The sequence below is a fragment of the Magnetospirillum sp. SS-4 genome (genome assembly GCF_902729425.1).
Lineage (GTDB): Bacteria > Pseudomonadota > Alphaproteobacteria > Rhodospirillales > Magnetospirillaceae > Phaeospirillum.
Genome location: NZ_CACVCH010000060.1, coordinates 21,485 through 45,143 on the forward strand (window position 1 = coordinate 21,485; position 23,659 = coordinate 45,143).

General features: G+C 66.1%; 21 protein-coding genes and 2 tRNA genes. 19 read left to right on the forward strand and 4 right to left on the reverse strand.

Annotated features, from left to right (window positions below; translation table 11 throughout):
- Window positions 1–17 precede the first annotated feature (17 nt).
- The 4 genes from MTBSS4_RS10870 (at window position 18) to MTBSS4_RS10885 (ending at window position 3,650) form a co-directional block, all read left to right on the forward strand.
- Window positions 18–94: transfer RNA gene (locus tag MTBSS4_RS10870), tRNA-Pro, on the forward strand.
- Between the two features lie 169 nt (window positions 95–263).
- Window positions 264–473, forward strand: coding sequence for an addiction module protein (locus MTBSS4_RS10875; RefSeq protein ID WP_173983429.1), 210 nt, complete (start codon window positions 264–266; stop codon window positions 471–473).
- A gap of 350 nt (window positions 474–823) precedes the next feature.
- Complete coding sequence (locus MTBSS4_RS10880) at window positions 824–1,057, forward strand: AlpA family transcriptional regulator (protein ID WP_254432493.1); 234 nt, start codon at window positions 824–826, stop codon at window positions 1,055–1,057.
- The gene (locus MTBSS4_RS10885; RefSeq protein ID WP_173983430.1) at window positions 1,032–3,650 is read left to right on the forward strand and encodes a hypothetical protein; all 2,619 of its coding nucleotides are present in this window, start codon (window positions 1,032–1,034) and stop codon (window positions 3,648–3,650) included. Before MTBSS4_RS10880 ends, MTBSS4_RS10885 begins: the two co-directional genes overlap by 26 nt.
- Here the strand turns inward: MTBSS4_RS10885 and MTBSS4_RS10890 are convergent.
- Window positions 3,639–5,627, reverse strand: coding sequence for a tetratricopeptide repeat protein (locus MTBSS4_RS10890; RefSeq protein ID WP_173983431.1), 1,989 nt, complete (start codon window positions 5,625–5,627; stop codon window positions 3,639–3,641). The two genes, MTBSS4_RS10885 and MTBSS4_RS10890, sit on opposite strands and share 12 nt — an antisense overlap.
- Window positions 5,628–5,652: 25 nt before the next feature.
- Window positions 5,653–6,642: a dihydroorotate dehydrogenase-like protein gene (locus tag MTBSS4_RS10895; RefSeq protein WP_173983432.1), complete on the reverse strand. Its 990-nt coding sequence runs from the start codon at window positions 6,640–6,642 to the stop codon at window positions 5,653–5,655.
- A gap of 149 nt (window positions 6,643–6,791) precedes the next feature.
- Here MTBSS4_RS10895 and MTBSS4_RS10900 point away from each other — a divergent pair, with 149 nt between their 5' ends.
- On the forward strand, window positions 6,792–7,901 hold the full coding sequence (locus tag MTBSS4_RS10900) for a hypothetical protein (RefSeq protein ID WP_254432494.1): 1,110 nt from the start codon (window positions 6,792–6,794) through the stop codon (window positions 7,899–7,901).
- Between the two features lie 208 nt (window positions 7,902–8,109).
- Window positions 8,110–8,427: a divalent-cation tolerance protein CutA gene (gene cutA / locus MTBSS4_RS10905; RefSeq protein ID WP_173983433.1), complete on the forward strand. Its 318-nt coding sequence runs from the start codon at window positions 8,110–8,112 to the stop codon at window positions 8,425–8,427.
- Between the two features lie 10 nt (window positions 8,428–8,437).
- On the opposite strand, the gene sugE is transcribed toward cutA, so the two are convergent.
- Window positions 8,438–8,755, reverse strand: a complete 318-nt coding sequence (gene sugE, locus MTBSS4_RS10910; protein ID WP_173983434.1) for a quaternary ammonium compound efflux SMR transporter SugE — start codon at window positions 8,753–8,755, stop codon at window positions 8,438–8,440.
- Between the two features lie 24 nt (window positions 8,756–8,779).
- Window positions 8,780–9,931: a bifunctional 2-C-methyl-D-erythritol 4-phosphate cytidylyltransferase/2-C-methyl-D-erythritol 2,4-cyclodiphosphate synthase gene (locus MTBSS4_RS10915; RefSeq protein WP_173983435.1), complete on the reverse strand. Its 1,152-nt coding sequence runs from the start codon at window positions 9,929–9,931 to the stop codon at window positions 8,780–8,782.
- 109 nt (window positions 9,932–10,040) lie between these two features.
- Between MTBSS4_RS10915 and MTBSS4_RS10920 the strand changes: the two genes are divergently transcribed.
- The 13 genes from MTBSS4_RS10920 to MTBSS4_RS10980 all read left to right on the forward strand — a co-directional run bounded on the left by MTBSS4_RS10920 (window position 10,041) and on the right by MTBSS4_RS10980 (window position 23,355).
- Window positions 10,041–10,841, forward strand: coding sequence for an inner membrane protein YpjD (locus tag MTBSS4_RS10920; RefSeq protein WP_173983436.1), 801 nt, complete (start codon window positions 10,041–10,043; stop codon window positions 10,839–10,841).
- Window positions 10,842–11,206: 365 nt separating this feature from the next.
- Window positions 11,207–12,214, forward strand: a complete 1,008-nt coding sequence (gene dusB / locus MTBSS4_RS10925) for a tRNA dihydrouridine synthase DusB (RefSeq protein ID WP_173983437.1) — start codon at window positions 11,207–11,209, stop codon at window positions 12,212–12,214.
- A 35-nt stretch (window positions 12,215–12,249) separates the two neighbouring features.
- Window positions 12,250–13,305: a nitrogen regulation protein NR(II) gene (locus MTBSS4_RS10930; protein ID WP_173983447.1), complete on the forward strand. Its 1,056-nt coding sequence runs from the start codon at window positions 12,250–12,252 to the stop codon at window positions 13,303–13,305.
- Window positions 13,302–14,765 carry a nitrogen regulation protein NR(I) gene (gene ntrC / locus MTBSS4_RS10935; RefSeq protein WP_254432495.1) on the forward strand — a complete coding sequence of 488 codons (1,464 nt, stop codon included), beginning with the start codon at window positions 13,302–13,304 and terminating at the stop codon, window positions 14,763–14,765. Before MTBSS4_RS10930 ends, ntrC begins: the two co-directional genes overlap by 4 nt.
- Window positions 14,766–14,767: 2 nt before the next feature.
- Complete coding sequence (locus MTBSS4_RS10940; RefSeq protein ID WP_173983438.1) at window positions 14,768–16,960, forward strand: PAS domain-containing sensor histidine kinase; 2,193 nt, start codon at window positions 14,768–14,770, stop codon at window positions 16,958–16,960.
- The gene (locus MTBSS4_RS10945) at window positions 16,950–18,341 is read left to right on the forward strand and encodes a sigma-54 dependent transcriptional regulator (RefSeq protein ID WP_173983439.1); all 1,392 of its coding nucleotides are present in this window, start codon (window positions 16,950–16,952) and stop codon (window positions 18,339–18,341) included. Before MTBSS4_RS10940 ends, MTBSS4_RS10945 begins: the two co-directional genes overlap by 11 nt.
- Entirely contained in the window at window positions 18,338–19,714 is a 1,377-nt protein-coding gene (trkA, locus tag MTBSS4_RS10950; RefSeq protein WP_173983440.1) for a Trk system potassium transporter TrkA, read from the forward strand. The genes MTBSS4_RS10945 and trkA overlap by 4 nt, the downstream gene beginning before the upstream one ends.
- 2 nt (window positions 19,715–19,716) lie before the next feature.
- Window positions 19,717–20,373: an HAD family hydrolase gene (locus MTBSS4_RS10955; protein ID WP_173983441.1), complete on the forward strand. Its 657-nt coding sequence runs from the start codon at window positions 19,717–19,719 to the stop codon at window positions 20,371–20,373.
- Window positions 20,374–20,477: 104 nt separating this feature from the next.
- On the forward strand, window positions 20,478–20,732 hold the full coding sequence (hfq, locus tag MTBSS4_RS10960; RefSeq protein ID WP_173983442.1) for an RNA chaperone Hfq: 255 nt from the start codon (window positions 20,478–20,480) through the stop codon (window positions 20,730–20,732).
- Between the two features lie 48 nt (window positions 20,733–20,780).
- Entirely contained in the window at window positions 20,781–22,049 is a 1,269-nt protein-coding gene (gene hflX / locus MTBSS4_RS10965) for a GTPase HflX (RefSeq protein ID WP_173983449.1), read from the forward strand.
- Window positions 22,046–22,810 carry an inositol monophosphatase gene (locus MTBSS4_RS10970; RefSeq protein ID WP_173983443.1) on the forward strand — a complete coding sequence of 255 codons (765 nt, stop codon included), beginning with the start codon at window positions 22,046–22,048 and terminating at the stop codon, window positions 22,808–22,810. The genes hflX and MTBSS4_RS10970 overlap by 4 nt, the downstream gene beginning before the upstream one ends.
- A 98-nt stretch (window positions 22,811–22,908) precedes the next feature.
- Window positions 22,909–22,984 (forward strand) — tRNA-Glu (locus MTBSS4_RS10975).
- Window positions 22,985–23,064: 80 nt separating this feature from the next.
- Window positions 23,065–23,355, forward strand: a complete 291-nt coding sequence (locus MTBSS4_RS10980) for a hypothetical protein (RefSeq protein ID WP_173983444.1) — start codon at window positions 23,065–23,067, stop codon at window positions 23,353–23,355.
- Window positions 23,356–23,659: the final 304 nt, after the last annotated feature.

Consider the following 23,659-nt stretch of genomic DNA (forward strand, 5'->3'; position numbering starts at 1 on the left):
GCCCCGCCCATCACGGTCGGAGCGTAGCGCAGCCCGGTAGCGCATCAGTCTGGGGGACTGGGGGTCGCAGGTTCGAATCCTGTCGCTCCGACCAAATTTTCCATGATAGTTCAGGAAGATAGCAAAGGGTCACCTCGAGCGGCCCTTTCGCATTATTGGCCCGGGGTAACATCTGGGGTAACAGGCCAAACTCGCATTGCATTCGTAGCGCCACTCGTCCCTGTGGTATTATCGGCCTCCGGTGAGACGAGGAAGGCACCAATATGCCCCGGATCGAGTTTGCCCATCTTTCGCCCAGTGAGCGCCTGGAACTGATCGAAGCCCTTTGGGAAAGCCTGGATGCGGCGGACATTCCGCTGACCAAGGAGCAGGGGGAAGAGTTCGACCGGCGGCTTGCGACTGCGGACGCGGATTTGCCCGCCTCCGTGCCCTGGGAGGCGATCCGGGCGGAAGCGGCCAGCCGATACCGGTAATGTCTCCTGTCATTTTCTCTCCTGCGGCTCGCACCGAGTTTTTCGAGGCAGCAGACTGGTACGAAGCGCACGGCCCCGGTTTGGGGGCGCGTTTCTACTCCGATGTTGACGCCCTGGTGTCCAGGGTCGCGGAGTGCCCCCACCAATTCCCACGCATCCGGCAAGAAATTCGCCGGGCGGTGCATGTGATCGCTTGCTTTCACGCCAGCCGAAACCCGCGCCGTTGGCACGAGCGGGCTTGATTTAGCAATGGCGCTCGACTCCTTCGAAGGGTACCGGTAGCTTTTCGAGCCTACCGGTGCGGCTTTTTAACCGGGGCATCGCGATGCCTCCCGAGAGGGAGAAATCCGATGATCCAGTTTGATAAGCGGCTCGTATCGAAGACGGAGCTCAAGAGCGTCTGCGGCATCCCGTACACGCCTCGACACATCGGGCGGCTCGAAGCGGCCGGGAAATTCCCCAAGCGGGTGAACCTGGGGCCGGGGTGGGGCGCGTGGGTGCTGTCCGAGGTGGATGGCCGGCAGCGGCTGGGCTCTTGGTGTATTCTGGGGGAGTGGAATGGGCGACACCGACCAGCGTCGTAAGTTACGTGCCCAGATCCGGACCATGCTGGAACAGGAGCGGTCCGCCGAGGCCGCCGCCGCCCTTGAGGATTATCTGGCCCACTATCCGGGGCCGCTTGACGACGATATCGTCCTGATCGGCCAGTGTCTCGCCCGGGGCCTGACCGATGCCGCCATGGACATCGCCTTGCGGGCTGCCGGGGCACGACCCGACGACGCCACAGCCCAGGCCGCGGTTGCCGCCTGCTTTTCCGCCATGGGGCGAACCGAGGACAGCCTTCCATACCTGAGAACGGCCGCCGCGCTGAGACCGGACAATCCCCGTCATCGCTTCAGTCTGGCCCGGATGCTGGTTCTGGCCAATCATGCCGCCGAGGGACGATCCGAACTGGCCGCCCTGGCCGAAGACTTGGCCAACCCGGCTTTCGCCGTCTCTTCCCGCCTCGTTCTGGACATCATCCCGCCGTCGCGGGCGGCCATTGCCGCCAGCCGCGATGATTTCCTGAATGTCCTGACGTCGGAAACCGCCGGTGAACTTCGTATCGACGACCCATTCGCCGAGCTGTTCCATGCCAATTTCTATCTGGCCTATCACGCCGCCGACAACCGGCCGCTGTTCGAGGCGTTCGGCCGTTTCCTGCGGCGTTCCTGTCCGGCCCTGGACTGGAGCGCCCCCCATGTGGCGCGGCCGGAGCCGCTGAGCGGCCGTCGGGTGCGGCTTGGCATCTATTCCAGTTTTCTTTACGGCCACACGATCGGACTGCTTAATCGCGGTCTGATCGCCAACCTGGATCGCAGCCGGTTCCAGGTGGTCGTCTTCACCCGTCAGGTCCATGGCGATTCCATTCAGGATGAAATCGCCGCCGCCGCCGACAAGGTGGTGTGGGTGGCTCCCCCCGCCTCCATGGGTCAACTGCTGGAGGTGCGCGGCCTGATCGCGGCCGAGGCCCTGGATGTTCTGCTGTATGCCGATATCGGCATGATAAACTCCACCTACTATCTGGCCTTGTCCCGGCTGGCGCCGGTGCAGGCGGTAAGCATCGGCCACCCCGACACCACCGGGCTGGACAGCATCGACCTGTTTCTCGGCTATGATTCCATGGAACCGGCCGGTGGCGAGGCCCAGTACAGCGAGACGCTGGTGCGCCTGCCGGGGCCGTTTCCGTGCTATGCCCGCCCTCCCATTGGGCCTTCTTGCAAGGCCAGGGCCGATTTCGGCCTGGACGAGGCCGCCAATTGCTATTTTATTCCGCAATCGTTGTTCAAGTTTCATCCCGATTTCGACGATGTGCTGGCGCGCATCGCCGACAGGGACGACGACGCGGTCATCGTACTGATCGCCGACCGCTCGGAGAGCATCACCCGCGACTTGCTGGCCCGCCTGGACCGGCGACGGCCGGGACTGTCGGCCCGGCTGCATCTGGTGCGGCGGATGGGGGTGGCCGACCTGCTGCGGCTGATGCAGGTGTCGGACGTCATTCTCGATCCCATCCATTACAGTGGCGGCAACACCTCGCTGGAGGCGTTCTCCATCGGCACCCCCATCGTCACCTGGCCGGGACGGTTCATGCGTGGCCGCGTGACCTGCGGCTTCTATCTGGCCATGGGCATCCTCGATCCTATCGCCCGCGATTTCGATCAATACGTGGACTTGGCGCTGCGCTATGGCCGGGACCGGGCGGCGGCGGCGGATTTGCGACGGCGCATCCTGGCGGCCAATCAGGTGCTGTACGATAGCACGGTGGCGTTGCGGGCCCTGGAGGATCGTCTGGAAGCCGCGGTACGCAAGGGGCTGGAGCCGGTCTCCGGCCACGGGGAATTCCTGGTGATGGGAACCGCCATCGGCTACGGCATCGATAAGGTCAGGGTGTTCGTCGAATCATTGCGACGTCATTACGATGGTGATGTCTGCCTGCTTGTATCACGCGACATTACCCAGGAAACCATTGATTATCTTCATTCCTGGAGGGTGCGGCCAATCCATTTCGACGCAGGGCGCCATATCCCCGTCCATATCCAGACCACCCGCTATGTCCGCTATGCCGAGGTGCTGCGCGATTGCGCGCGGCCGTATCGCCAGGTTCTGCTGAGCGATGTGGCCGACGTGGTGTTCCAGGCCTTTCCTTTTCCCCTGGCCGATCATCCGGCCGATCTGTTCTTTTTCATGGAGGACGCCGGCTCGCGCATTGGGACGTCGCCCAGCAATTCGCAGTGGCTTATCCAGACGTTCGGCGAGGGGGCGCTGGCTCCCTTGAAAGACAAGCCCATTTCATGTTCGGGAACCACCATGGGCAGTCACGCCGGCATTCTGGCCTATTGCGACAAGCTGCTGGAACTGGCCGATTTCAAGCGTCTGGCGAGCTTTCCCCAATATCGCGGCCATGACCAGGGCATCCATAACTTTATTCTGCATCACAACCTGCTGCCGATATCCAGGGTAGAGAACGGCGTGGTGGTGTTCACTCTGGGCGGGGTCGATGCCGCCGCCATCGGGATGGATGAGGCAGGAGTGAAGGTGGCCCGGCACGCTCATCTCAGCCCTATCGTGCACCAGTACCAATATTTTCCCGAGGTCGAGGCCTTCGTGCTGGAAAAGTGGCGGTCAGCCGGCTGATCGCCTTGCACACCAACGGCGCCAGACGGCGCGGTACAGTCGCTCGATCTGGCGGGTCTTGCCCTGGACATCGCATAGGCTGGAGGCGGCGAGGCGTTGGCGCAGGCCATCGCGCAGGGCATGGCGACGGCTGGCGTCGGCGGCCAGACCGGCGGCGATATCCAGGTAATCCTCCGGCGATCCGGCGATAAGCCCGGTTAGTTCCATCGCGGTCAGCATGCTGGCCGTCCAGTTGGCGACCATGCTGCCGCCGCGCAAGGTCACCACCGGCACTCCCATCGCCAGCGCCTCGAAGGTGGTGGTCGACCCCGAGAACGGGAACGGGTCCAGGGCGATATCGATCTCGTTGTAGAGGTCGAGATGGCCCGGCGCCGATTGGCCGGCCACCGACCACAGCAATCGCCGGGTATCGAGGCCGTGGCGCTCCAGCGCCCGTTCCACCCGGCGGCGCAACGACGGCACTTCGTAGAGCCTGAAATAGCGCAGATACAAGCGGCTGTCCGGAACCCGCGACAGCAGCCTCGCCCACAGGTCCAGGACCGGTTCGGTGATCTTGGCGGGGTTGTTGAGGCTGCCGAATACCACCGGCCCCGATCGCCGTCGGATCGCCGGCGGGGCGGGCGGCATCTCGCCAATGTAGAAATGAGGCAGGCACAGCGGCCGTTCGGTGAAGCGCTCGGTTCCGTGACGGGGGGTGAGAACGCGGTCGGAGACGATGTAGTCCATCGCCTCCAGGCCGCTGGTGGCGACGTCGTGATAGCTGATCTGAACCGGCGCCGGCCTGAAGGCGCAGACCAGCGGCCGGTTGCGGTCGAACCGGCCGGCGAGGCAGACCAGGATGTCGATGCCGTCGGCGCGGACCATGTCGGCCACCTCGCGGTCGCTCAGTCCCACCGTCGAGCGCCAGCAATCGGCCTGGGCGCGGAAGGCGGCGGTGGTTTCATCCTCCCAGGTCACTTCGGCGTAGCAATGAATCGCGACGGCGGCGCGGTCGTGCCGGCGGATCAGCGGCAGCAGGTTGCGCGCCACCGGATGGTCGCGGAAATCCGCCGACAGATAACCGATGCGCAGCTTCCTGTCGGGGGTGGGATCATTGTGGTGGGCGGGGTGGCCGGCCTGGGCGTGCAAGGCCCCGAACTGCCGGTGGGCCGCGTAGATGGCATCTTGATCCAGCGACGGATGATACAGCATGGCCACCAGCAGATTGCGGTGGGCGTGGATGAAATCGGGTCGAAGCGCCAGGGCGCGGCCCAGATGGGCAATGGCCTCGTCCAGCCGGGCGAGGTCGATCAACAGCGATCCCAGATTGTTGTGGGCCTCGGGAAAATCGGGATTGAGGGCGATGGCGCGACGGTAAAGCTCTTCCACCCCCTCCACCCGTCCCAACCTGCGGCGCATCAGCGCGAGGTTGTTCAGGGTATCGGGGCAATCCGGCCTGATCTCCAGCGCCCGCAGATAGCAGGACTCGGCCTCGTCGATACGCCCCAGTTCGAACAGGACCGCCCCCAGGTTGCTGTGGGCCGGGGCCATGGTCGGGGCGATTTCCAGTATCCGCCGGTAGCCGGTCTCCGCCTCGTTCAGCCGGCCGGCCTTATGATGGGCGACGGCGGCGGCGATGGGATCGGCGCGGGCGACCAGGTCGTCCACCTCCGGACCGGCGAGGCCATGGCTTATTCCCTGCTCCAGCACCTTCCGGGCGGTCTCGGCCTGGCCGGCCTGAAGCAGGGCATCCGCGTAGCTCCGCCAGAATTGCCCTTGCGACGGATCTCCCTCCAGGGCGGCCTTGAAATGGGGCAGGGATGCCTCGACCTGTCCCACCTGGACCGCCAGGGCCGCGATGTTGAAATGGGCCTGGGGGTGCTGGGCGGCGGCGGCGAGGATGGTGCGATACAGCCTCTCGGCCTCGGCCAGCCGGCCGGCCTTGTGATGGAGGATGGCGGCGTCCATCGCCGCCGCCAGGGTCATGGTTCCGGTCATCGGAACTGGGCCGGAACCATGTGGATCACGAGGTGACGGCGCCGGTCCGCAGGATGCGGATATAGTTGACGCGGTCGAAGGCGGCCACGTCGGTGACGGCGCCACGGCTCATGCGGCCGCGAATCTCGGAGATGGTCTGGACCTCGCGGGTCTTGAGGTCGGCCACCAGGCCGTCATGCAGGGTCTGCATGTAGCCGATGCCGTGACGCAGCAGGGCCGAGGTGGTCATCACCACATCGGCTCCGACGAACAGGTACTTGATGATCTCGGCGGCGGTCTGCACGCCGGAGCTGGCGGCAATGGAGCCCCGGATATTGCCCGACAGCGCCGCGATCCACAGCAGCGGCAGCCTGATCTCGCCCTTGTTGCTGAGCTTGATGTCACGCAGCAGGGTCAGTTCCTCCAGGTCGATGTCGGGCTGGTAGAAACGGTTGAACAGCACGAAGCCGTCGGCGCCGGCCGCGTCCAGGGTCTTGACCATGTGGCCGACCGAGCTGAAATAGGGGCTGAGCTTCATGGCCACCGGAATCTTCACCGCCGCCTTCACCGCCTTGAGGATGTCGACATAGCGGGCCTCGACCTCGGCGCCCGACAGCATCAGGTCGGTCGGCAGGAAATAGACGTTCAGCTCGATGGCGCTGGCGCCGGCCTGTTCCATCTGGACGGCGTAGCCGGTCCAGCCGGACAGGCTGCTGCCGTTCAGGCTGGCGATGATGGGGATGTCCACCGCCTGGCGCGCCTTGCGGATCAGGTCCAGATAGTTCTTCGGCCCCACATTCTCGGTCATCCGGGCGGGGAAGTAGGAGAACGCCTCGGAGCTTCCCTCGGCCACCAGACGTTCGATCTCGTCGATCTCATTCTCGATATCCTCCTGGAAGATGGAGGGCAGCACGATGGCGGCGGTTCCCATGTCTTCGAGCTTGCGGACGTTGCCCAGGTCAAGGCTGAGCGGCGAAGCCGAGACGACCAGCGGGTTCTTGAGGTCGAGGCCGAGATAGCGGGTGGACAGATCCATGAGACGTTCCTCTCGTGCTCCGGTCGAATGCCGGTGATTGTCTCGAAGGCTAGCGTGAGCCGCGCCAACAGGCAAGCCGCCCCAAGTCGACACGGCCGCATTTACCCTTTATCGTCGCCGCTCTCACCACTTTGGAACCGCTCGACATCATGAGCCCCTCTCTCTCGCAGCACCTCTGGCTTGCCCTCAGCCCGCACGGATACGGCCATGCCGCCATGACGGCTCCGGTGGTCCGCGAGTTGCGCCGCCGCCGTCCCGGCCTGCGCCTGACCATCCAGACCGCGATTCCCCGCGATTTCCTGGAAACCCGCTACGGCGGCGATTTCACCCATGTGGAGGAGATCCCCGATTTCGGCCTGCGCATGCGCTCGGCCACCGATATCGATCTCGAGGCCTCGGCCCGGGGGTATGCCACGCTGCACGCCGACTGGGACGGGGTGGTCGAGCGCGAGGCCATGCGCCTGCGTGCCGCCGCCCCCGATCTGGTGCTGGCCAACGTTCCCTACGCGACCATCGCCGCCGCCGCCCGTGCCGGTATTCCGGTCGCGGCGCTAAGCTCGCTGCAATGGGTCGACATCTATCGCCACTACCTGGGTCACCGGCCGGAAGCCGGCCGCATCGCCGGTCAGATGGCCGAGGCCTACAATTCCGCCCAGGCCTTTTTGCGCGTCACCCCGGCCATGGACATGCCCAGCCTGGAAAACATCGTCCAGGTCGGTCCGGTGGGCGCCGGCGGCGCCCCCCAGGCCGCCCGGTTGCGGAACACGTTGGGAGTGGGGGAGGGGACCCGTCTGGGATTGGTGGCGTTCGGCGGCATCGGCCATGCCCTGGCGCTGGAGGACTGGCCGCGGCTTCCCGGGTGGTTGTGGCTGAGTTCGATGGCCTTCCCGGCCGAACGCCAGGATTTTCGCCACTGGCAGGATGGGGGACTGGGATTTTCCGATACCCTGGCCTCGGTGGATGTGGTGATCACCAAGCCAGGCTACGGAACCTTCGTCGAGGCGGCGCTGGCAGGCATTCCCGTCCTGTTCGTTCGCCGTCCCGATTGGCCGGAAAGCCCTCATCTCGACAATTGGCTGATGGCTCATACCCGCGCCATGGCGGTGGAAAGCGTGCCCAGCCCCGATCTCGCATCCCAACTGCAAAAGTTGTTTATGATGCCGGTTCCAGGGGTTGCCGAGGTTTCCGGTAATCTTGAGGCAGCGTCCATGCTGGAGCGGATGTTGGCGCTCAAGCCGGTTCACTGCGAGCGCAGTTGAGAAAACACAGATTTGTCACGCCGGGGTATCGAAATCCGTTCATGGAATTATTATATCCGTGTCATCGGTTGACCGTGCCGTGGTACGCGACCGTAGAGGCCCCCCGGCTTTCTCTCCTCTTCCGGCGGGAGCTGACCCAGACTAGGCGGGGCTGCACCGGCCGTCACGGCGCAAGCCCCGCTTTTCTTGTATCTATCAAGGGGATGACATGAGCCACAGCCTGATCTACGTCACCGCGTCGGGCCGCGACGAGGCCCTGGCGCTGGCCCGCGCCCTGGTCGAGGCGCGCCTTGTGGCTTGCGCCAACGTGCTGGATGGGGTGACCTCGCTTTACTGGTGGGACGGCAAGGTCCAGGAGGAACCAGAGGCGGTGATGATCTGCAAGACCCGAAGCGATCTGGCGGACGCGGTGGTCGCCAGGGTGAAGGACCTGCATTCCTATGCCTGTCCCTGCGTGGTGGCGGTGCCGGTCTCCTCCGGCAATCCCGCCTTTCTGGCCTGGATCGACGCCGAAACCGCCGAGTGACCGCCCGGCATCAGCCTTCGACCAGCTTCAGGCCGACAATTCCGGCCAGGATAAGCCCCACGCAGAGCAACCGTGCCGGTGCCGCCGAATCTCCGAACAGGATGATGCCAACCACCACCGTTCCAATGGCGCCCACACCGGTCCAGACCGCATAAGCCGTGCCCAGCGGCAAATCCTTCATGGCGATGCCCAGCAGTCCGAGGCTGACGGCCATGGCCGCGATGGTCCCCAGCGAAGGCCACAGGCGGGAAAAGCCTTCCGTGTATTTGAGGCCAACGGCCCAGCCGACTTCAAACAGGCCGGCGATGACGATGACGATCCAGGGCATGAGGCGACCTCGCCTAGAGTAAATTCAGCGCGGCAGCCAGACCGAGGCCATGGCCTGGGCGGCGATGCCCTCCTTGCGGCCGGTGAAGCCCAATCCCTCGGTGGTGGTGGCCTTGACGCTGACCCGATCCTGGGAAATCCCCAGGATCTGCGCCACCCGCGCCGCCATGGCGGCGCGATGGGGACCGATCTTGGGGCGCTCGCAGACGATGGTGACGTCCACGTTGACGATGCGGCCGCCTCTGGCGGCCACCAGCGAGGCGGCGTGGGCGAGGAAACGGTGGGATTCCGCGCCCTTCCACCTGGCATTCGACGGCGGGAAGTGGTGGCCGATATCGCCGGCGGCGATGGCGCCCAGGATGGCGTCGGTCAGGGCGTGCAGCGCCACGTCGGCGTCGGAATGCCCTTTCAGCTTCTGGTCGTGGGGCACCTTGACGCCGCACAGCCAGCAGCCGTCTCCGGCCTCGAAACAATGGACGTCGTAGCCGCTGGCGGTCCGGACCTCGCCCGGTCCCTCGAACAGCCGCCGTGCCCGCTCCAGATCGGCGGCGGTGGTGATCTTGACGTTGTCCTCGGCGCCATCGACCAGCGCCACCTTCATTCCGGCCCGTTCCGCCACGGCGGCGTCGTCGGTGAGTTCCTCTCCCGCCACCGCCATGTGGGCGGCCAGGATGTCGGCGTAGCGGAAGCCCTGGGGCGTCTGGGCGCGAAACAGCTGGCTGCGGTCCACGGTATCGGCGACGAAGCCGTCTTGGCCGCGCTTCAGGGTATCGGCGACCGCCACCACCGCCACGGCGGCGGGATGCCGGTCGAGGGCGGCGATGACGCGACCGATGGTGCCGGCATCGATGAAGGGGCGCGCCCCGTCATGGATCAGCACCTTGGAAGGTGCGAGGTCGCGCAGGCTTTCCAGGCCGAGGCGGACGCTGTCCTGACGGCTGGCTCCGCCCGGCACCGGCTCCAGGATGGGCAGGCCGGCGGCGGCGATGTCGTAGATCTGGCGGTCGTCGGGATGGATTACCGCCCGTACCGCGTCGATCTCCGGATTGGTGGCGAAGGCGGCCAGGGTGTGGCGCAGCACCATGCGTCCGGCCAGATCGTGGTATTGCTTGGGCAGGTCGCCGCCGAACCGGCGTCCGCGCCCGGCCGCCACCACCAACACCACCGTCTTTCCCATCGTCGTCCTCCGCCTGAAAGAGCGCCGCAAGCCTAAGCGGCCGGGGAAGATACCTCAACCCCTTTGCGTCCCCTCTTTGCGGCGCGGCAAAGGATGCTATAGTCGGGCCATGTCGTCGGTCGTTCTCACCCTGATCGCCCTCGTGGCCCCGATTCCGGCGGCGCTGGCGCCGTTGCGTCCCGGCGCCGGCCGGGACGGCCTGTTCTGGGCCTTTGTCGTCCTGGCCGTGGCCGCTCCGTCCACGCTGGTTCTCGCCCAGATGGGCAACGTCTGGCAGACCAGCCTGTCGGCCGCCTTGTGGGTCAGCATCGCCGCCTGCGCCGCCCTGTTCGGCCTGCTGGCCGCCGTGACCGCCCAGGCATGGCGGCTGGCGCCGCTGCTGATGCCGTTCCTGGCCACCCTCGGCGGATTGGCCTCGCTGATCGGGCTGGTGGAAAATCCGATTCCGATGGTTGGCGGCGCGCCGCCGGTCTGGCTCGATCTGCACATCGTCGTTTCGGTGCTGACCTACGCCCTGCTGACCCTGGCGGCGGTGGCGTCGCTGGCCGCCTTCCTTCAGGAACGTTCGCTCAAGCGCAAGCATCCGACCCGCCTGACCCGCCTGCTGCCCAGTGTCGCCGATGGCGAGCATCTGGCCGGCTGGCTGCTGGTGGCCGGCGAGGCGGTGCTGGGGCTGGGCCTGCTGACCGGCATGGTCACTCAGTATTTCGAGACCGGCATCCTGCTGCGCCTCCAGCACAAGACGCTGCTGGCGCTGCTGGCCTTCGGCCTGATCGGCCTGCTGCTGGTCGGCCACCGGGTGTGCGGCGTGCGTGGCCGTATGGCCGCCCGCGTCGTGCTGCTGTCGTGGCTTTTGCTGACGCTGGCCTATCCCGGCGTCAAGTTCGTCACCCAGGTGCTGCTGCCTTAGAGCGGCGAGCCCCATATCTGAAGCACCCTGACGGAGTGGATTTGGCTCAGAATCGAGGCAAGGGGCGCCGAGCGTAGCCAGCGCTACGGTCAAGCCCGTTGCCGAAGGTAATGGGGCAAATCCGCCCGTCCCACGCATGCTCCGCATGCATTTTACCGAAGTGTCGGCGAAGCCGACGGCGGGTTTCCATGGGGCGGGCATCCGCTGCGTTCCGCTTCTTGCCCGATGCGCCGCATCGCGCCGCGAAGCGCGCCTCGCGGTCTGTCTCGCCCCATGAGAAACAGGGCCGTTTCAGATATGGGGCTCGACGCTCTAATCAGGAATTCGGTTGCGTCGATCAGCCCCTGCATAATAAATAAGCAGCTATGAGCGATACCCTGCGACAAAGCCTTCACATCGGGCCGGTCCGGCTCGACAACGCCGTGATCCTGGCTCCCATGGCCGGCGTGACCGACATGCCCACCCGTCGTCTGGTCAAGCGCATGGGGGCCGGCATGGTGGTGTCGGAAATGATCGCCAGCCAGGCCATGATTCGCCAGAACCGCCAGACCATGCGCATGGCGGCCCATACCGCCGAGGAATTCCCGATGGCGGTGCAGCTGGCCGGTTGCGAGCCCAAGGTGATGGCCGAGGCCGCTCGCCTGAACCAGGATCTGGGCGCCGCCGTCATCGACATCAACATGGGGTGCCCGGTCAAGAAGGTGGCACTGAAGGGCGAGGCCGGCTCGGCCCTGATGCGCAACGAAAACCTCGCCGCCCGCATCATGACCGCCGTGGTCGAGGCGGTGGACATTCCGGTGACGCTGAAGATGCGCACCGGCTGGGACCAGACCAGCCGCAACGCCCCCAGCCTTGCCCGCATCGCCGAGCAATGCGGCATCCGCATGGTCACGGTTCATGGCCGCACCCGCAGCCAGATGTACACCGGCTCGGCCGACTGGTCGTTCATCGGCGAGGTCAAGCGCGCCGTGTCCATTCCGGTCATCGGCAATGGCGACGTGGAAAGCATCGACAACGCCCGGCGCATGCTGGACCTGTCCGGCGCCGACGGGGTGATGATCGGCCGGGGAACCTATGGCCGGCCATGGCTGCCGGGGCAGGTGGCCCATTGCCTCGCCACCGGCGAGCGCCGGCCCGACCCTGATCTGGCCGGGCAATACGCCATCCTGACCGAGCATTACGAGGCGTTGTTGCTTCATTACGGAAACGAAGCGGGAGTGCGCAACGCCCGCAAGCATCTGGCATGGTATTCCAAGGGCTTGCCGGGCTCCGCCGAATTCCGCGCCCGCATCAACCAGTTGGGCGATGCCGAGGCGGTCCGCCGGGCGCTTGCCGACTTCTACCTGCCGCTGCTCGACAGGGCGGCGGCGTGACGGCCGGATCGCAATTCCCCGCCGTCGATCCCGGCATGGTGCTGGGATCGTTGGGGGCGGCGGTGCTGGCGCTGGATGCGGCCAACCTGATCCTCTACGCCAATGGCGGCGCCGAGCAGATGTTCGCCTGCGGTTCGGCCTATCTGTGCAATCACCCCATCACCGACTTTCTGCCGGCGGATTCGCCGGTGCTGGCGCTTCTGGATCAGACCCGCGGCGAATGCAGCTCGATCTCCGAGCACGGCATCACCCTGGACACCCCGCGGACCGGGCACCGCACCGTCACCGTCCAGGTGTCGCCCATCACCGAAATGCCGGGATGCCTGGTGGTCAGCCTGCACGAACAATCCATCGCGCTGAAGATCGGCGCCCAGCTGACCAGCCGCCATGCCGCCCGCTCGGTCACCGCCATGGCCTCGATACTGGCCCACGAGGTCAAGAATCCATTGTCCGGCATTCGCGGCGCCGCCCAGTTGCTGGAGCAGAACGCCAGCGAGGACGATTGCATCCTGACCCGGCTGATCTGCGACGAGGCCGACCGCATCGTGGCCCTGGTGGACCGCATGGAGATCTTCTCCGACAATCCCAATGTGGTCCGCCAGCCGGTCAACATCCACCGGGTGCTGGAGCATGTGCGCCGCATCGCCGAGGCCGGATTCGCCCGCCATCTGCGGCTGGTCGAGAACTACGACCCGTCGCTGCCCGACGTGCTGGGCGATCGCGACCAGCTGATCCAGGTTTTTCTCAATCTGGTCAAGAACGCCGCCGAGGCGGCGCCCGAGGACGGGGGCGAGATCGTGCTGTCCACCGGCTATCAGCACGGCATCCGGCTGGCCCTGCCCGGCAGCGAGACCAAACGCCATCTGCCGCTGGTGGTCAGCATCCAGGACAACGGTCCCGGCATCCCCGAGGACCTGTGGCCGAACCTGTTCGACGCCTTCGTCACCACCAAGGTTTCGGGAACCGGGCTGGGGCTGGCCCTGGTGGCCAAGATCGTCGGCGATCACGGCGGTATCATCGAATTCGACAGCGTGCCCCGGCGCACCATCTTCCGGGTGATGCTGCCGATGGTTCAGGATGGGGACAGATGACCATCACCATGAGCACGAATCCCGCCACCATCCTGGTGGCCGACGACGACCGCGGCATCCGCACCGTGCTGACCCAGGCCCTGGGCCGCGCCGGCTACGAGGTGCGGACCACCGGCAACGCCGCCACCTTGTGGCGCTGGGTGTCGGATGGCGACGGCGACCTGGTGATCACCGACGTGGTGATGCCCGACGAAAGCGGTCTCGACCTGCTGCCGCGCATCAAGAAGATCCGCCCCGATTTGCGGGTGATCGTCATGAGCGCCCAGAATACCCTGCTGACGGCGGTCAAGGCGACCCAGCGCGGCGCCTTCGAATACCTGCCGAAGCCGTTCGACCTCAAGGAACTGGTCAGCGTGGTCGGCCGGGCGCTGTCGGCGCCGCGAGGCCCGGCGGCCGAGGCCGGAGCCGGCGACGACGAGGAAAAGCTGCCGCTGATCGGCCGCTCGGCCGCCATGCAGGATATCTATCGCACCCTGGCGCGGCTGATGGGCACCGACCTGACGGTGATGATCACCGGCGAGTCCGGCACTGGCAAGGAACTGGTGGCCCGCGCGCTGCACGATTACGGCAAGCGCCGCAACGGCCCCTTCGTCGCCATCAACATGGCGGCCATCCCCCGCGAACTGATCGAAAGCGAATTGTTCGGCCACGAGAAAGGCGCCTTCACCGGCGCCACCCAGCGTTCAAGCGGCCGTTTCGAGCAGGCCGAGGGTGGAACCTTGTTTCTCGACGAGATCGGCGACATGCCGCCCGAGGCCCAGACCCGGCTGCTGCGCGTCCTTCAGGAGGGCGAATACACCACCGTCGGCGGCCGCGTTCCCATCCGCGCCAATATCCGCATCGTCGCCGCCACCCATCGCGATCTGACCCAGCTGATTCGCCAGGGACTGTTCCGCGAGGACCTGTTCTACCGCCTCAACGTGGTGCCGATCCGTCTGCCGCCCCTGCGCGAGCGGAGCGAGGACATCCCCGAACTGGTCCGGCACTTCCTGAGCCAGGCCGGTTCGGAAGGGTTGCCGGCCAAGAGCATCGACGCCCAGGCCATGGAACGGCTGAAACGGCACCGCTGGCCCGGCAATGTGCGCGAGCTGGAAAACATGGTCCGCCGCCTTGCCGCCCTCTACTCGCAGGAGGTGATCGGCATCGACGTGATCGAGACCGAACTGGCGGGAGGTGCGCCCATCGCCGAGTCCTTGGGGGGCGGGGTTGAGGGCGAGGGGCTGTCGGCCATGGTCGAGCGCCATCTGCGCGAGTATTTCGGAAACCACGGCGATTCCCTGCCGCCGGCCGGGCTTCACGACCGGGTGCTGCGCGAGGTGGAAAAGCCGCTGGTCACCCTGGCCATGGAGGCGACCCGCGGCAACCAGATCAAGGCGGCTCATCTTCTGGGGCTCAACCGCAACACCTTGCGCAAGAAGATCAAGGATCTGGATATCCAGATCAGCCGCGGCCTCAAATAGCCATGGCCGACCTGTCGCGACGCCTGGCCTATGTCCTGACCGTCGTTGCGGTCGTGTCGGTGTTCTCCACCGTCTGGGCCATGATGACGGCGGGCAGCCAGGGGCCGGACCCTCGCACCATCATGATGCTGCTGTCGGTGGATGGCATTCTCCTGCTGGCCCTGGGCGCCGTGGTGGGGCAGCGCGTCCTCGACGTCCTGCGCGAGCGGCGGCGGGGGTCGTCCGGTTCCCGCCTGCATCTGCGCTTCATCGTCCTGTTCGCCCTGGTGGCGGTGACGCCATCGGTGCTGATGTCGGTGGGGTCTGCCGCCTTTTTCCGCTATGGCGTCGAAAGCTGGTTCTCCGACCGGGTGCGGACCGCGTTGCAGGCCTCGCTGGAGGTGGCGCGCGCCTATCTTGAGGAGCACAAGCAGATCATCGGCGGCGACGCGCTCGCCATGGCCAACGACATCAACCGCGAGGGCTCGATGCTGCTGCGCTCGCCGCAGGCCTTCGTCCAATTCGTCGGCACCCAGGCGGCGGTCCGCGGCCTGACCGAGGCCATCGTGTTCGACGGGCGCGGCACCATTATCGCCCGTTCCGGCCTGATCTTCGCGGCCGAGGCCAATATCAGCCAGATTCCGCAATGGGCCTTCGACAAGGCGCGGTCGGGCGACGTCGCGGTACTGACCAGCAGCGGCGACGACCGGGTGCGGGCACTGGTGATGCTGACCGGCCTGTTCGGCGATACCTATCTGTTCGTCGGCCGCTTCGTCGATCCCAAGGTGGTCGGCCATATGGAGCAGACCTCCGAGGCGGTGGCGCAGTACGAGCGGCTGGAAGGGCGGCGCTCGGGCCTTGAAACCGCCTTCTCGCTGGTGTTCGTCGTGGTCGCCCTCCTGCTGGTTCTGACCTCGGTCTGGGTCGGCCTGTCCATGGCGACCCGGCTGGCCACTCCCATCGCCCGGTTGATCGATGCCGCCGAACGGGTGCGGTCCGGCGACCTGGACGCCCGTGTCGCCGAGGATGCCGCCGACGAGGTCGGCGTGCTCAGCCGCGCCTTCAACCGCATGACCCACCAGTTGTCCTCCCAGCGCGACGATCTGATGGGGGCCAATCGCGAACTGGACGAGCGTCGTCGCTTCACCGAGACGGTTCTGGCCGGCGTGTCGGCCGGCGTCATCGGCCTGGACCGCCAGGGCCGCATCCATCTGCCCAACCGTTCCGCCAGCGAACTGGTTGGCCGGCCACTGGAGGAGGCGGCGGGCAGGGACCTGCGCGAGGTGCTGCCCGAACTGGCGGAATCCCTGGACGAGGTGGTTCGCCGCCCCGACCGTCTGGTTCAGCACGAGATTCGCCTCGCCACTCCCGGCGGGCGGTCCCGCATCCTGCTGGTGCGGGTCGCCGCCGAACATCTGGACGGTGAGATCATCGGCTTCGTCGTCACCTTCGACGACATCACCGAACTGGTCTCGGCCCAGCGCAAGGCCGCATGGGCCGACGTGGCGCGGCGCATCGCCCACGAGATCAAGAATCCGCTGACCCCGATCCAGCTATCGGCGGAACGCCTGAAGCGTAAATATCTCAAGGAGATACAGTCCGATCCAGAGACATACGTCACGCTGATCGAGACCATCGTCCGTCAGGTGGGCGATATCGGCCGCATGGTGGACGAGTTCTCGTCCTTCGCCCGCATGCCGGCGCCGCAGATGAAGCCGGACGATCTTGCCGACATCTGCCGACAGGCTCTGTTCCTGCAACGCACCGGTTCTCCCGAGGTCGATTTCGTCGGCGTGATTCCCGATCACAAGGTGCCGGTGGTCTGCGATGGCCGCCTGATCGGCCAGGCGCTGACCAATCTGCTGAAGAACGCCGTCGAGGCCATCCAGGGGCGCGACGATCCCGGCGCGGCGCGGGGCCGCATCACCCTTGGTCTGGTTCTTCAGCCCGAGCGGCTGGCGGTCGAGATCGTGGATAACGGCCGCGGCCTGCCCACGGAAAACCGCGAACGGCTGACCGAGCCCTATGTGACGACCCGGGCCAAGGGAACCGGATTAGGCCTTGCCATCGTCAAGAAGATCATGGAAGACCATGGCGGTGATCTGTATCTTGAGGATGCGCCTGGAGGCGGCGCCAAGGTGGCCCTGATCTTCCCCGTCACCGAACAGCCACTCCCCCAGGCCTCCGCCGAACCGACGGTATCCCATGGCGCATGACATCCTGATCGTCGATGACGAGGGCGATATTCGCGCCCTGATCGCCGGCATTCTTGAAGATGAGGGCCACGCCACCCGGCAGGCCTCCAATTCGGACGAGGCGCTGGACGGCATCCGTTCCCGCCGCCCCAATCTGGTTATCCAGGACATCTGGCTGCAAGGCTCGCGCCTCGACGGTCTGGGCGTGCTGGAGGCGGTCAAGCGCGATCATCCGGAAGTGCCGGTGGTGATGATTTCCGGCCACGGCAACATCGAAACCGCGGTTCAGGCCATCAAGCACGGCGCCTACGACTTTATCGAAAAGCCGTTCAAGGCCGACCGGCTGTTGCTGGTTGTCGACCGCGCCATCGAGGCCGCCCGCCTGCGGCGCGAGATCGAGGATCTGAAGCAGCGTTCGGGCGCCAGCGTCGATCTGGTGGGCAATTCCGCCGCGGTCGCCCAGGTGCGCCAGTCGCTGGAGCGGGTGGCCCCCACCAATTCCCGGGTCCTGATCACCGGCCCGGCCGGATCGGGCAAGGAGGTGGTGGCCCGGCTGATTCATTCGCGTTCCCGCCGTGCCGAGGGTGCCTTCGTGGTGCTGAACTGCGCCGCCATGCATCCCGACCGCATGGAGATCGAGCTGTTCGGAACCGAACACGGACTGGACGGTCCCGATTCCCCGCGCAAGATCGGCACCTTCGAGCAGGCCCATGGCGGAACCTTGCTGCTGGACGAGGTGGCCGACATGCCGCTGGAGACGCAGGGCAAGATCGTCCGGGTGCTCCAGGACCAGATGTTCGAGCGGGTGGGGGGCGGAAAAAGGGTCGAGGTCGATGTCCGCGTCATCGCCACCACCAATCGCGATCTCCAGTCCGAGATGGCGCAGGGCCGCTTCCGCGAGGATCTGTTCTACCGCCTCAACGTGGTTCCAGTGCGCATCCCCTCGTTGCGGGACCGCAAGGACGACATTCCGGCGTTGTCGCGCCAGTTCATGCAATTGTCGGCGACGGTGGCCGGGGTTCAGCCCCGCGGCTTCGCCGAGGACGCCATGGCGGCGCTTCAGGCCTATGACTGGCCCGGCAATGTCCGCCAGCTGCGCAACGTCATCGACTGGCTGCTGATCATGGCGCCCGGCGATTCCCGCGACCCCATCCGCGCGGACATGCTGCCCGGCGAGATCGGCGCCATCACGCCGGCGGTGCTGCGCTGGGAGAAGTCCAGCGAGATCATGACCCTGCCGCTGCGCGAGGCCCGCGAGCTGTTCGAGCGCGAATACCTGCTGGCCCAGGTCAACCGTTTCGCCGGCAATATCTCCCGAACCGCCGCCTTCGTCGGCATGGAGCGTTCGGCGCTTCATCGCAAGCTGAAGCTGCTCGGCGTCAACACGGACGAAAAGAAATGAAGGTCATCGTCTGCGGCGCCGGCCAGGTCGGCTTCAACATCGCCCACTATCTGGCGGGCGAGCATAACGACGTCACCATCATCGACCAGCGTCCCGAGTTGATCCGCAAGGTCAGCGACACCCTGGACGTCCAGGTGGTGCAGGGCTTCGCCTCCCATCCCGCCGTGCTGGAACAGGCGGGCGCCGCCGATGCCGACATGCTGATCGCCGTCACCGCCGCCGATGAGGTCAACATGGTGGCCTGTCAGGTGGCGCATTCCTTGTTCAACGTGCCCACCAAGATCGCCCGTGTCCGCAGCCAGAGCTATCTTCATCCCCTCTGGGCCAATCTGTTCTCGCGCGAGCATTTGCCCATCGACGTCATCATCAGCCCCGAGATCGAGGTTGCCCGCGCCATCACCCGCCGGCTTCAGGTTCCCGGAGTCATCGACGTCATCCCCCTGGCCGGCGACAAGGTGCGGCTGATCGGAGTGCGCTGCGCCGAGCAATGCCCACTGATCAACACGCCGCTGCGCCAGTTGACGGTGCTGTTTCCCGATCTCGCCATCGTCATCATCGGCATCGTCAGGGACGGCAAGCCCCTGGTTCCCACCGGCGAGGACCAGATGCAGGAAGGCGACGAGGTTTATTTCGTCGTCGATACCAATCATGTGGAACGCGCCCTGGCGGCATTCGGTCGCGAGGATAAGGAAGCGCGTCGCATCGTCATCTTCGGTGGCGGCAATATCGGACTGTTCCTGGCCCAGCAATTGGAGGAGTCGCATCCCGGCGCCTCCATCAAGGTGATCGAGGCCGACCGGGCGCGGGCCGAGTTCGTCGCCAAGAGCCTGACCCGTTCGGTGGTGCTGAACGGCGACGTGCTCGACCCCGATATCCTGGAAGAGGCCTCGGTCGCCGCCGCCGAGGCGGTGGTGGCGGTCACCAACGACGACGAGACCAACATCCTGGCCGGCCTGCTGGCCAAGCGCTACGGCTGCGACCGGACCATGGCGCTGATCAACAAGACCACCTACAACGCCCTGGTGGGGCCGCTGGGCATCGACGTGGTGATCTCGCCCCGCGCCATCACGGTGTCCAACATCCTCCAGCACGTCCGCCGCGGCCGCATCCATGCCGTCCATTCGCTGCACGAGGGCTTTGGCGAACTGATCGAGGCCGACGCCCTGGAGACCTCCAACCTGGTGGGCAAGCCGCTGCGCGAGGTCAAGTTGCCGGCCGGCGTCCTGCTGGGCGCCGTCGTCCATAATGGCCAGGTGATCAGCCCGCGTGGCAGCACCGTGGTGCAGTCGGGCGACCGCGTCATCCTGTTCGCCACCGCCGAGGCGGTGAAGAAGGTGGAAAAGATGTTCTCGGTCCGGCTGGAGTTCTTTTGATCGTGAGCGAACGTCTTCAGCGTCCCCGCGCCGTTCTCTTCGATTGGGACAACACCCTGGTGGATTCCTGGGACTGCATTCGTGAATCCTACAACATGACCTTCCGCCATTTCGGCATGCCGGACTGGAGCATGGAAGAAACCAGGGAGCGCGTCGCCGCCTCGATGCGCGATTCCTTTCCCGCCATGTTCGGCGATCGCTGGCACGAGGCCAGGGACGTGTTCACCGCCAGCTTCGCCGCCATCCACATGGATCATCTTCGGCCGCTGCCTGGCGCCGACGACCTGCTGGATGTCCTGGCCGAAGCCGGCATCACGCTGGCGGTGGTCAGCAACAAGCGCGGCTCGTTCCTGCGCAGGGAGGCCGAGGTCATGGGCTGGACTCCCCGCTTCGCCGCCCTGGTCGGCGCCGACGACGCGCCCGCCGACAAGCCCGACCCGGCGCCGGTTCATCTCGCCCTGAGAGATACCGGCCTGGAGGCCGGACCGCAGGTATGGTTCGTCGGCGATTCACCCATCGACTCCCATTGCGCCGTCAACTCCGGTTGCGTTCCGATCATCATCCGGCCGCACCCCTCATACGAAGGTGAATTTCCCTATCCTCCCGTATTATTCCTGTCGGGGTGTCGCGAATTGTCCAATCTGCTGCGTGAACTATAGGTTCCCATCGCCGCGAATTGGTGATAACGAAATGGGTTCGACGGGGAGGGTCCCAGACCCCACTCCAATAACCATAATCGGGCAAATAAGAACGGATCACACCCATGTCCGCGGAAAAGTCCCAGAATGTGCAGGATGTGTTTCTTAACACCATCCGCAAGAACAAGACCCCGGTCACGATCTTCCTGGTCAACGGCGTCAAGCTTCAGGGAATCGTCACCTGGTTCGACAATTTTTCGGTGCTTCTGCGCCGGGATGGCCATACCCAGCTTGTGTACAAGCACGCCATCTCGACGGTGATGCCGTCCACGCCGATCTCGCTGTTCGAGCCGCCGGTCAAGGAAAACGGCGAAGAGTAAGTGGCAAACGGACAAACCGGCCCCTCGGCACCCCCGCGCCAGCGCGCCATGGTCGTTCACCCCGCCTTCAAGGCGGGGGAACCCATGCGCCTGCCCGAGGCCCGTCTCGCCGAGGCGGTCGGATTGGCCCAGGCCATCGATCTCGACATCATCGCCGCCGAGGCGGTCGGCGTCGCCAAGAAGCGGCCGGCGACCCTGCTGGGCAAGGGGGCGGTGGAGCGTCTGGCCGAGACCGTCGCCGAAGCCGAGATCGCCCTGGTGGTGGTCGACGGTCATCTGTCGCCGGTTCAGCAGCGCAACCTTGAAAAGGCGTGGGCCTGCAAGGTCATCGACCGCACCGGTCTGATCCTGGAGATTTTCGGCGCCCGTGCCCGCACCCGCGAGGGCCGTTTGCAGGTGGAACTGGCGGCGCTCAGCTACCAGCGTTCGCGGCTGGTGCGGTCCTGGACCCATCTGGAACGCCAGCGCGGCGGCTTCGGCTTCCTGGGCGGCCCCGGTGAAACCCAGATCGAGGCCGACCGCCGCATGATCGGCGAGCGCATCACCAAGCTGGAACGGGAGCTGGAGGACGTCAAGCGTACCCGCGACCTGCACCGCAAGGCGCGCCGGCGGGTGCCTTATCCCATCGTGGCGCTGGTGGGCTATACCAATGCCGGCAAGTCCAGCCTGTTCAACACCGTCACCCGCGCCGAGGTGCTGGCCAAGGACATGCTGTTCGCGACCCTTGATCCCACCATGCGCACCCTGGTGCTGCCGTCGGGGCGCAGGATCATTTTGTCCGATACGGTCGGCTTCGTCTCCGACCTGCCGCATGAACTGGTCGCCGCCTTCCGCGCCACCCTGGAAGAGGTGTTGGAGGCCGACGTGGTGGTGCATGTGCGCGACGTCTCGCATCCCGACAGCGAGGCCCAGGCCGCCGACGTGGAAACGGTGCTGCGGGAACTGGGGCTGGCCGAGGTGGTCGACCGCGGTCTGGTCGAGGCGCTCAACAAGATCGACCTGCTGGACGAGCCTCGCAAGGCCGAGGTGCTCAATCAGGCCCGGCGGCGAAGCGACGCGGTGGCGTTGTCGGCGCTGACCGGCGAGGGGCTGTCAGACCTGCTGGAAAATCTGGATTCCCGGCTCGGGGCGGAACGTCAGGTTATCGATGTTTCCCTGCCGCTGGACGACGGTGCCTCGATCTCATGGCTGTACCGTCATGGCGAGGTGGTGGCACGGCGCGACGACCAGGCCCACGCCTTCATGCGGGTCAAGCTTGACCCCGCCGATATCCGGCGGTTCCAGCAACGTCAGGCCGGCGGACGGGGGATGCCATGAATCCCGACCGTGTCGCCGGAATCATCCGCGAGGCGGCCCAGGCGGAAATCCTGCCGCGCTTCGGCCATCTGGCCGCCGGCGACGTCCGCGAGAAGAAGCCGGGCCAATTGGTGACCGAGGCCGACGTGGCGGCCGAGGCGGTGCTGTCGCGCCGTCTGACGGACCTTCTGCCCGGCTCCATGGTGGTGGGGGAGGAGGCGGTGGACGCCGCGCCGGACCTCCTCGACAGATTGGAGGGACTGGGGACGGTCTGGGTGATCGATCCTGTCGACGGAACCGCCAATTTCGCCAAAGGTAATCCGCGCTTCGCCGTCATCATCGCCCTGGTGATCGACGGCGTCACCCGCGCCGGCTGGATTCACGACCCGATCACCGACCGGATGGTGACCGCCGAGGCGGGGCAGGGGGCCTGGATGGAGGATCGGCGTCTGTCGGTGCTGCCCGATGGACCGCTGGACAGCCTGCGCGGTTCGGTCAAGCGCTCCGGCCGGCTGTCGTCGCTGGTGGCCCAGGTCGGCCGCCGGGGCAGTGCCGCCCACGATTACCTCGATCTGGTGACCGGCGTTCTCCACTTCGCTCACTTCAAGAAGCTGATGCCGTGGGATCATGCCGCCGGCGTGCTGATCCACGCCGAGGCCGGCGGCTTTGGCCGCCTGATGACGGATATGCCCTACCAACCGGTGTTCTGCCGAGCCGGGCTGCTGCTGGCCCCGTCGGAGCCAAGCTGGCGCAGCCTCAGCGCGGTGATCGAGCAGGGGTGAGGCCTGTCCGGAGCCGGCGAAGAATTACCAGGGCTTTCGGGAAAAAGCGCTTGCAAGCCCCCCGGAATTCCGACATAAAGCCTGCCTCGCGCCTCGACGTCCCCATCGTCTAGAGGCCTAGGACACCGCCCTCTCACGGCGGTAACCGGGGTTCGAATCCCCGTGGGGACGCCAGCGACTTTTTCCAAGGAAAATCAAGCCTCGCCGAACGGATCTGATCCGCGTGTGGACCCACATGTGGACCCGTCGGAGCCATGGCCTATCTCACCCGCAAACCAAGCGGACGGTATCACGTCCGCGTCAGAGTGCCTCTTGACCTCGTGCCCCGCCGCCTCATCCCGTCGTGGCGCGCCCAGGGCATGCTCCTGGCCGCCGTGGCTGTGGCCGCCGAGCCCGAGCGTGAGCGGCGCGCCGCCGAGGCCGCTGGGGAGGCTGGCGAGGGTGGGGCGATCGAATCCGTCCCGACCGGCGACGACGAGGCATGGGTGGGGCCGTCCGACGACGACCTTGCAGCCGCCGAGGCGTTCGGCGGGTGGGGGCCGTGAGGATGCGGCCCCCGAACGAACACGGTCTCCAGGACCTTTTTCACCTCCGCCCCTTCAGCCGCCCCGTCAGGGGCACGGGTCGGGGCAGTGTCAAGGGCAAGTCGCTTCGCGATGCGCTACGCGCACCCTTGACCCCCCCCTCAGGCCCGTGCCCCTGACGGGGCGGCTGAAGGGGCTACACTGAAAAAGGTCAAAGGGTCGGAGCCATAGACACACCCCCAGGGGTGGTCTGTTTTCCGCTCGCCGCTCGGGCAGGGGCTCCCTCAAAAAGGCCCCTCTGATGTCCGCCTGGGCGGGGGCCGCA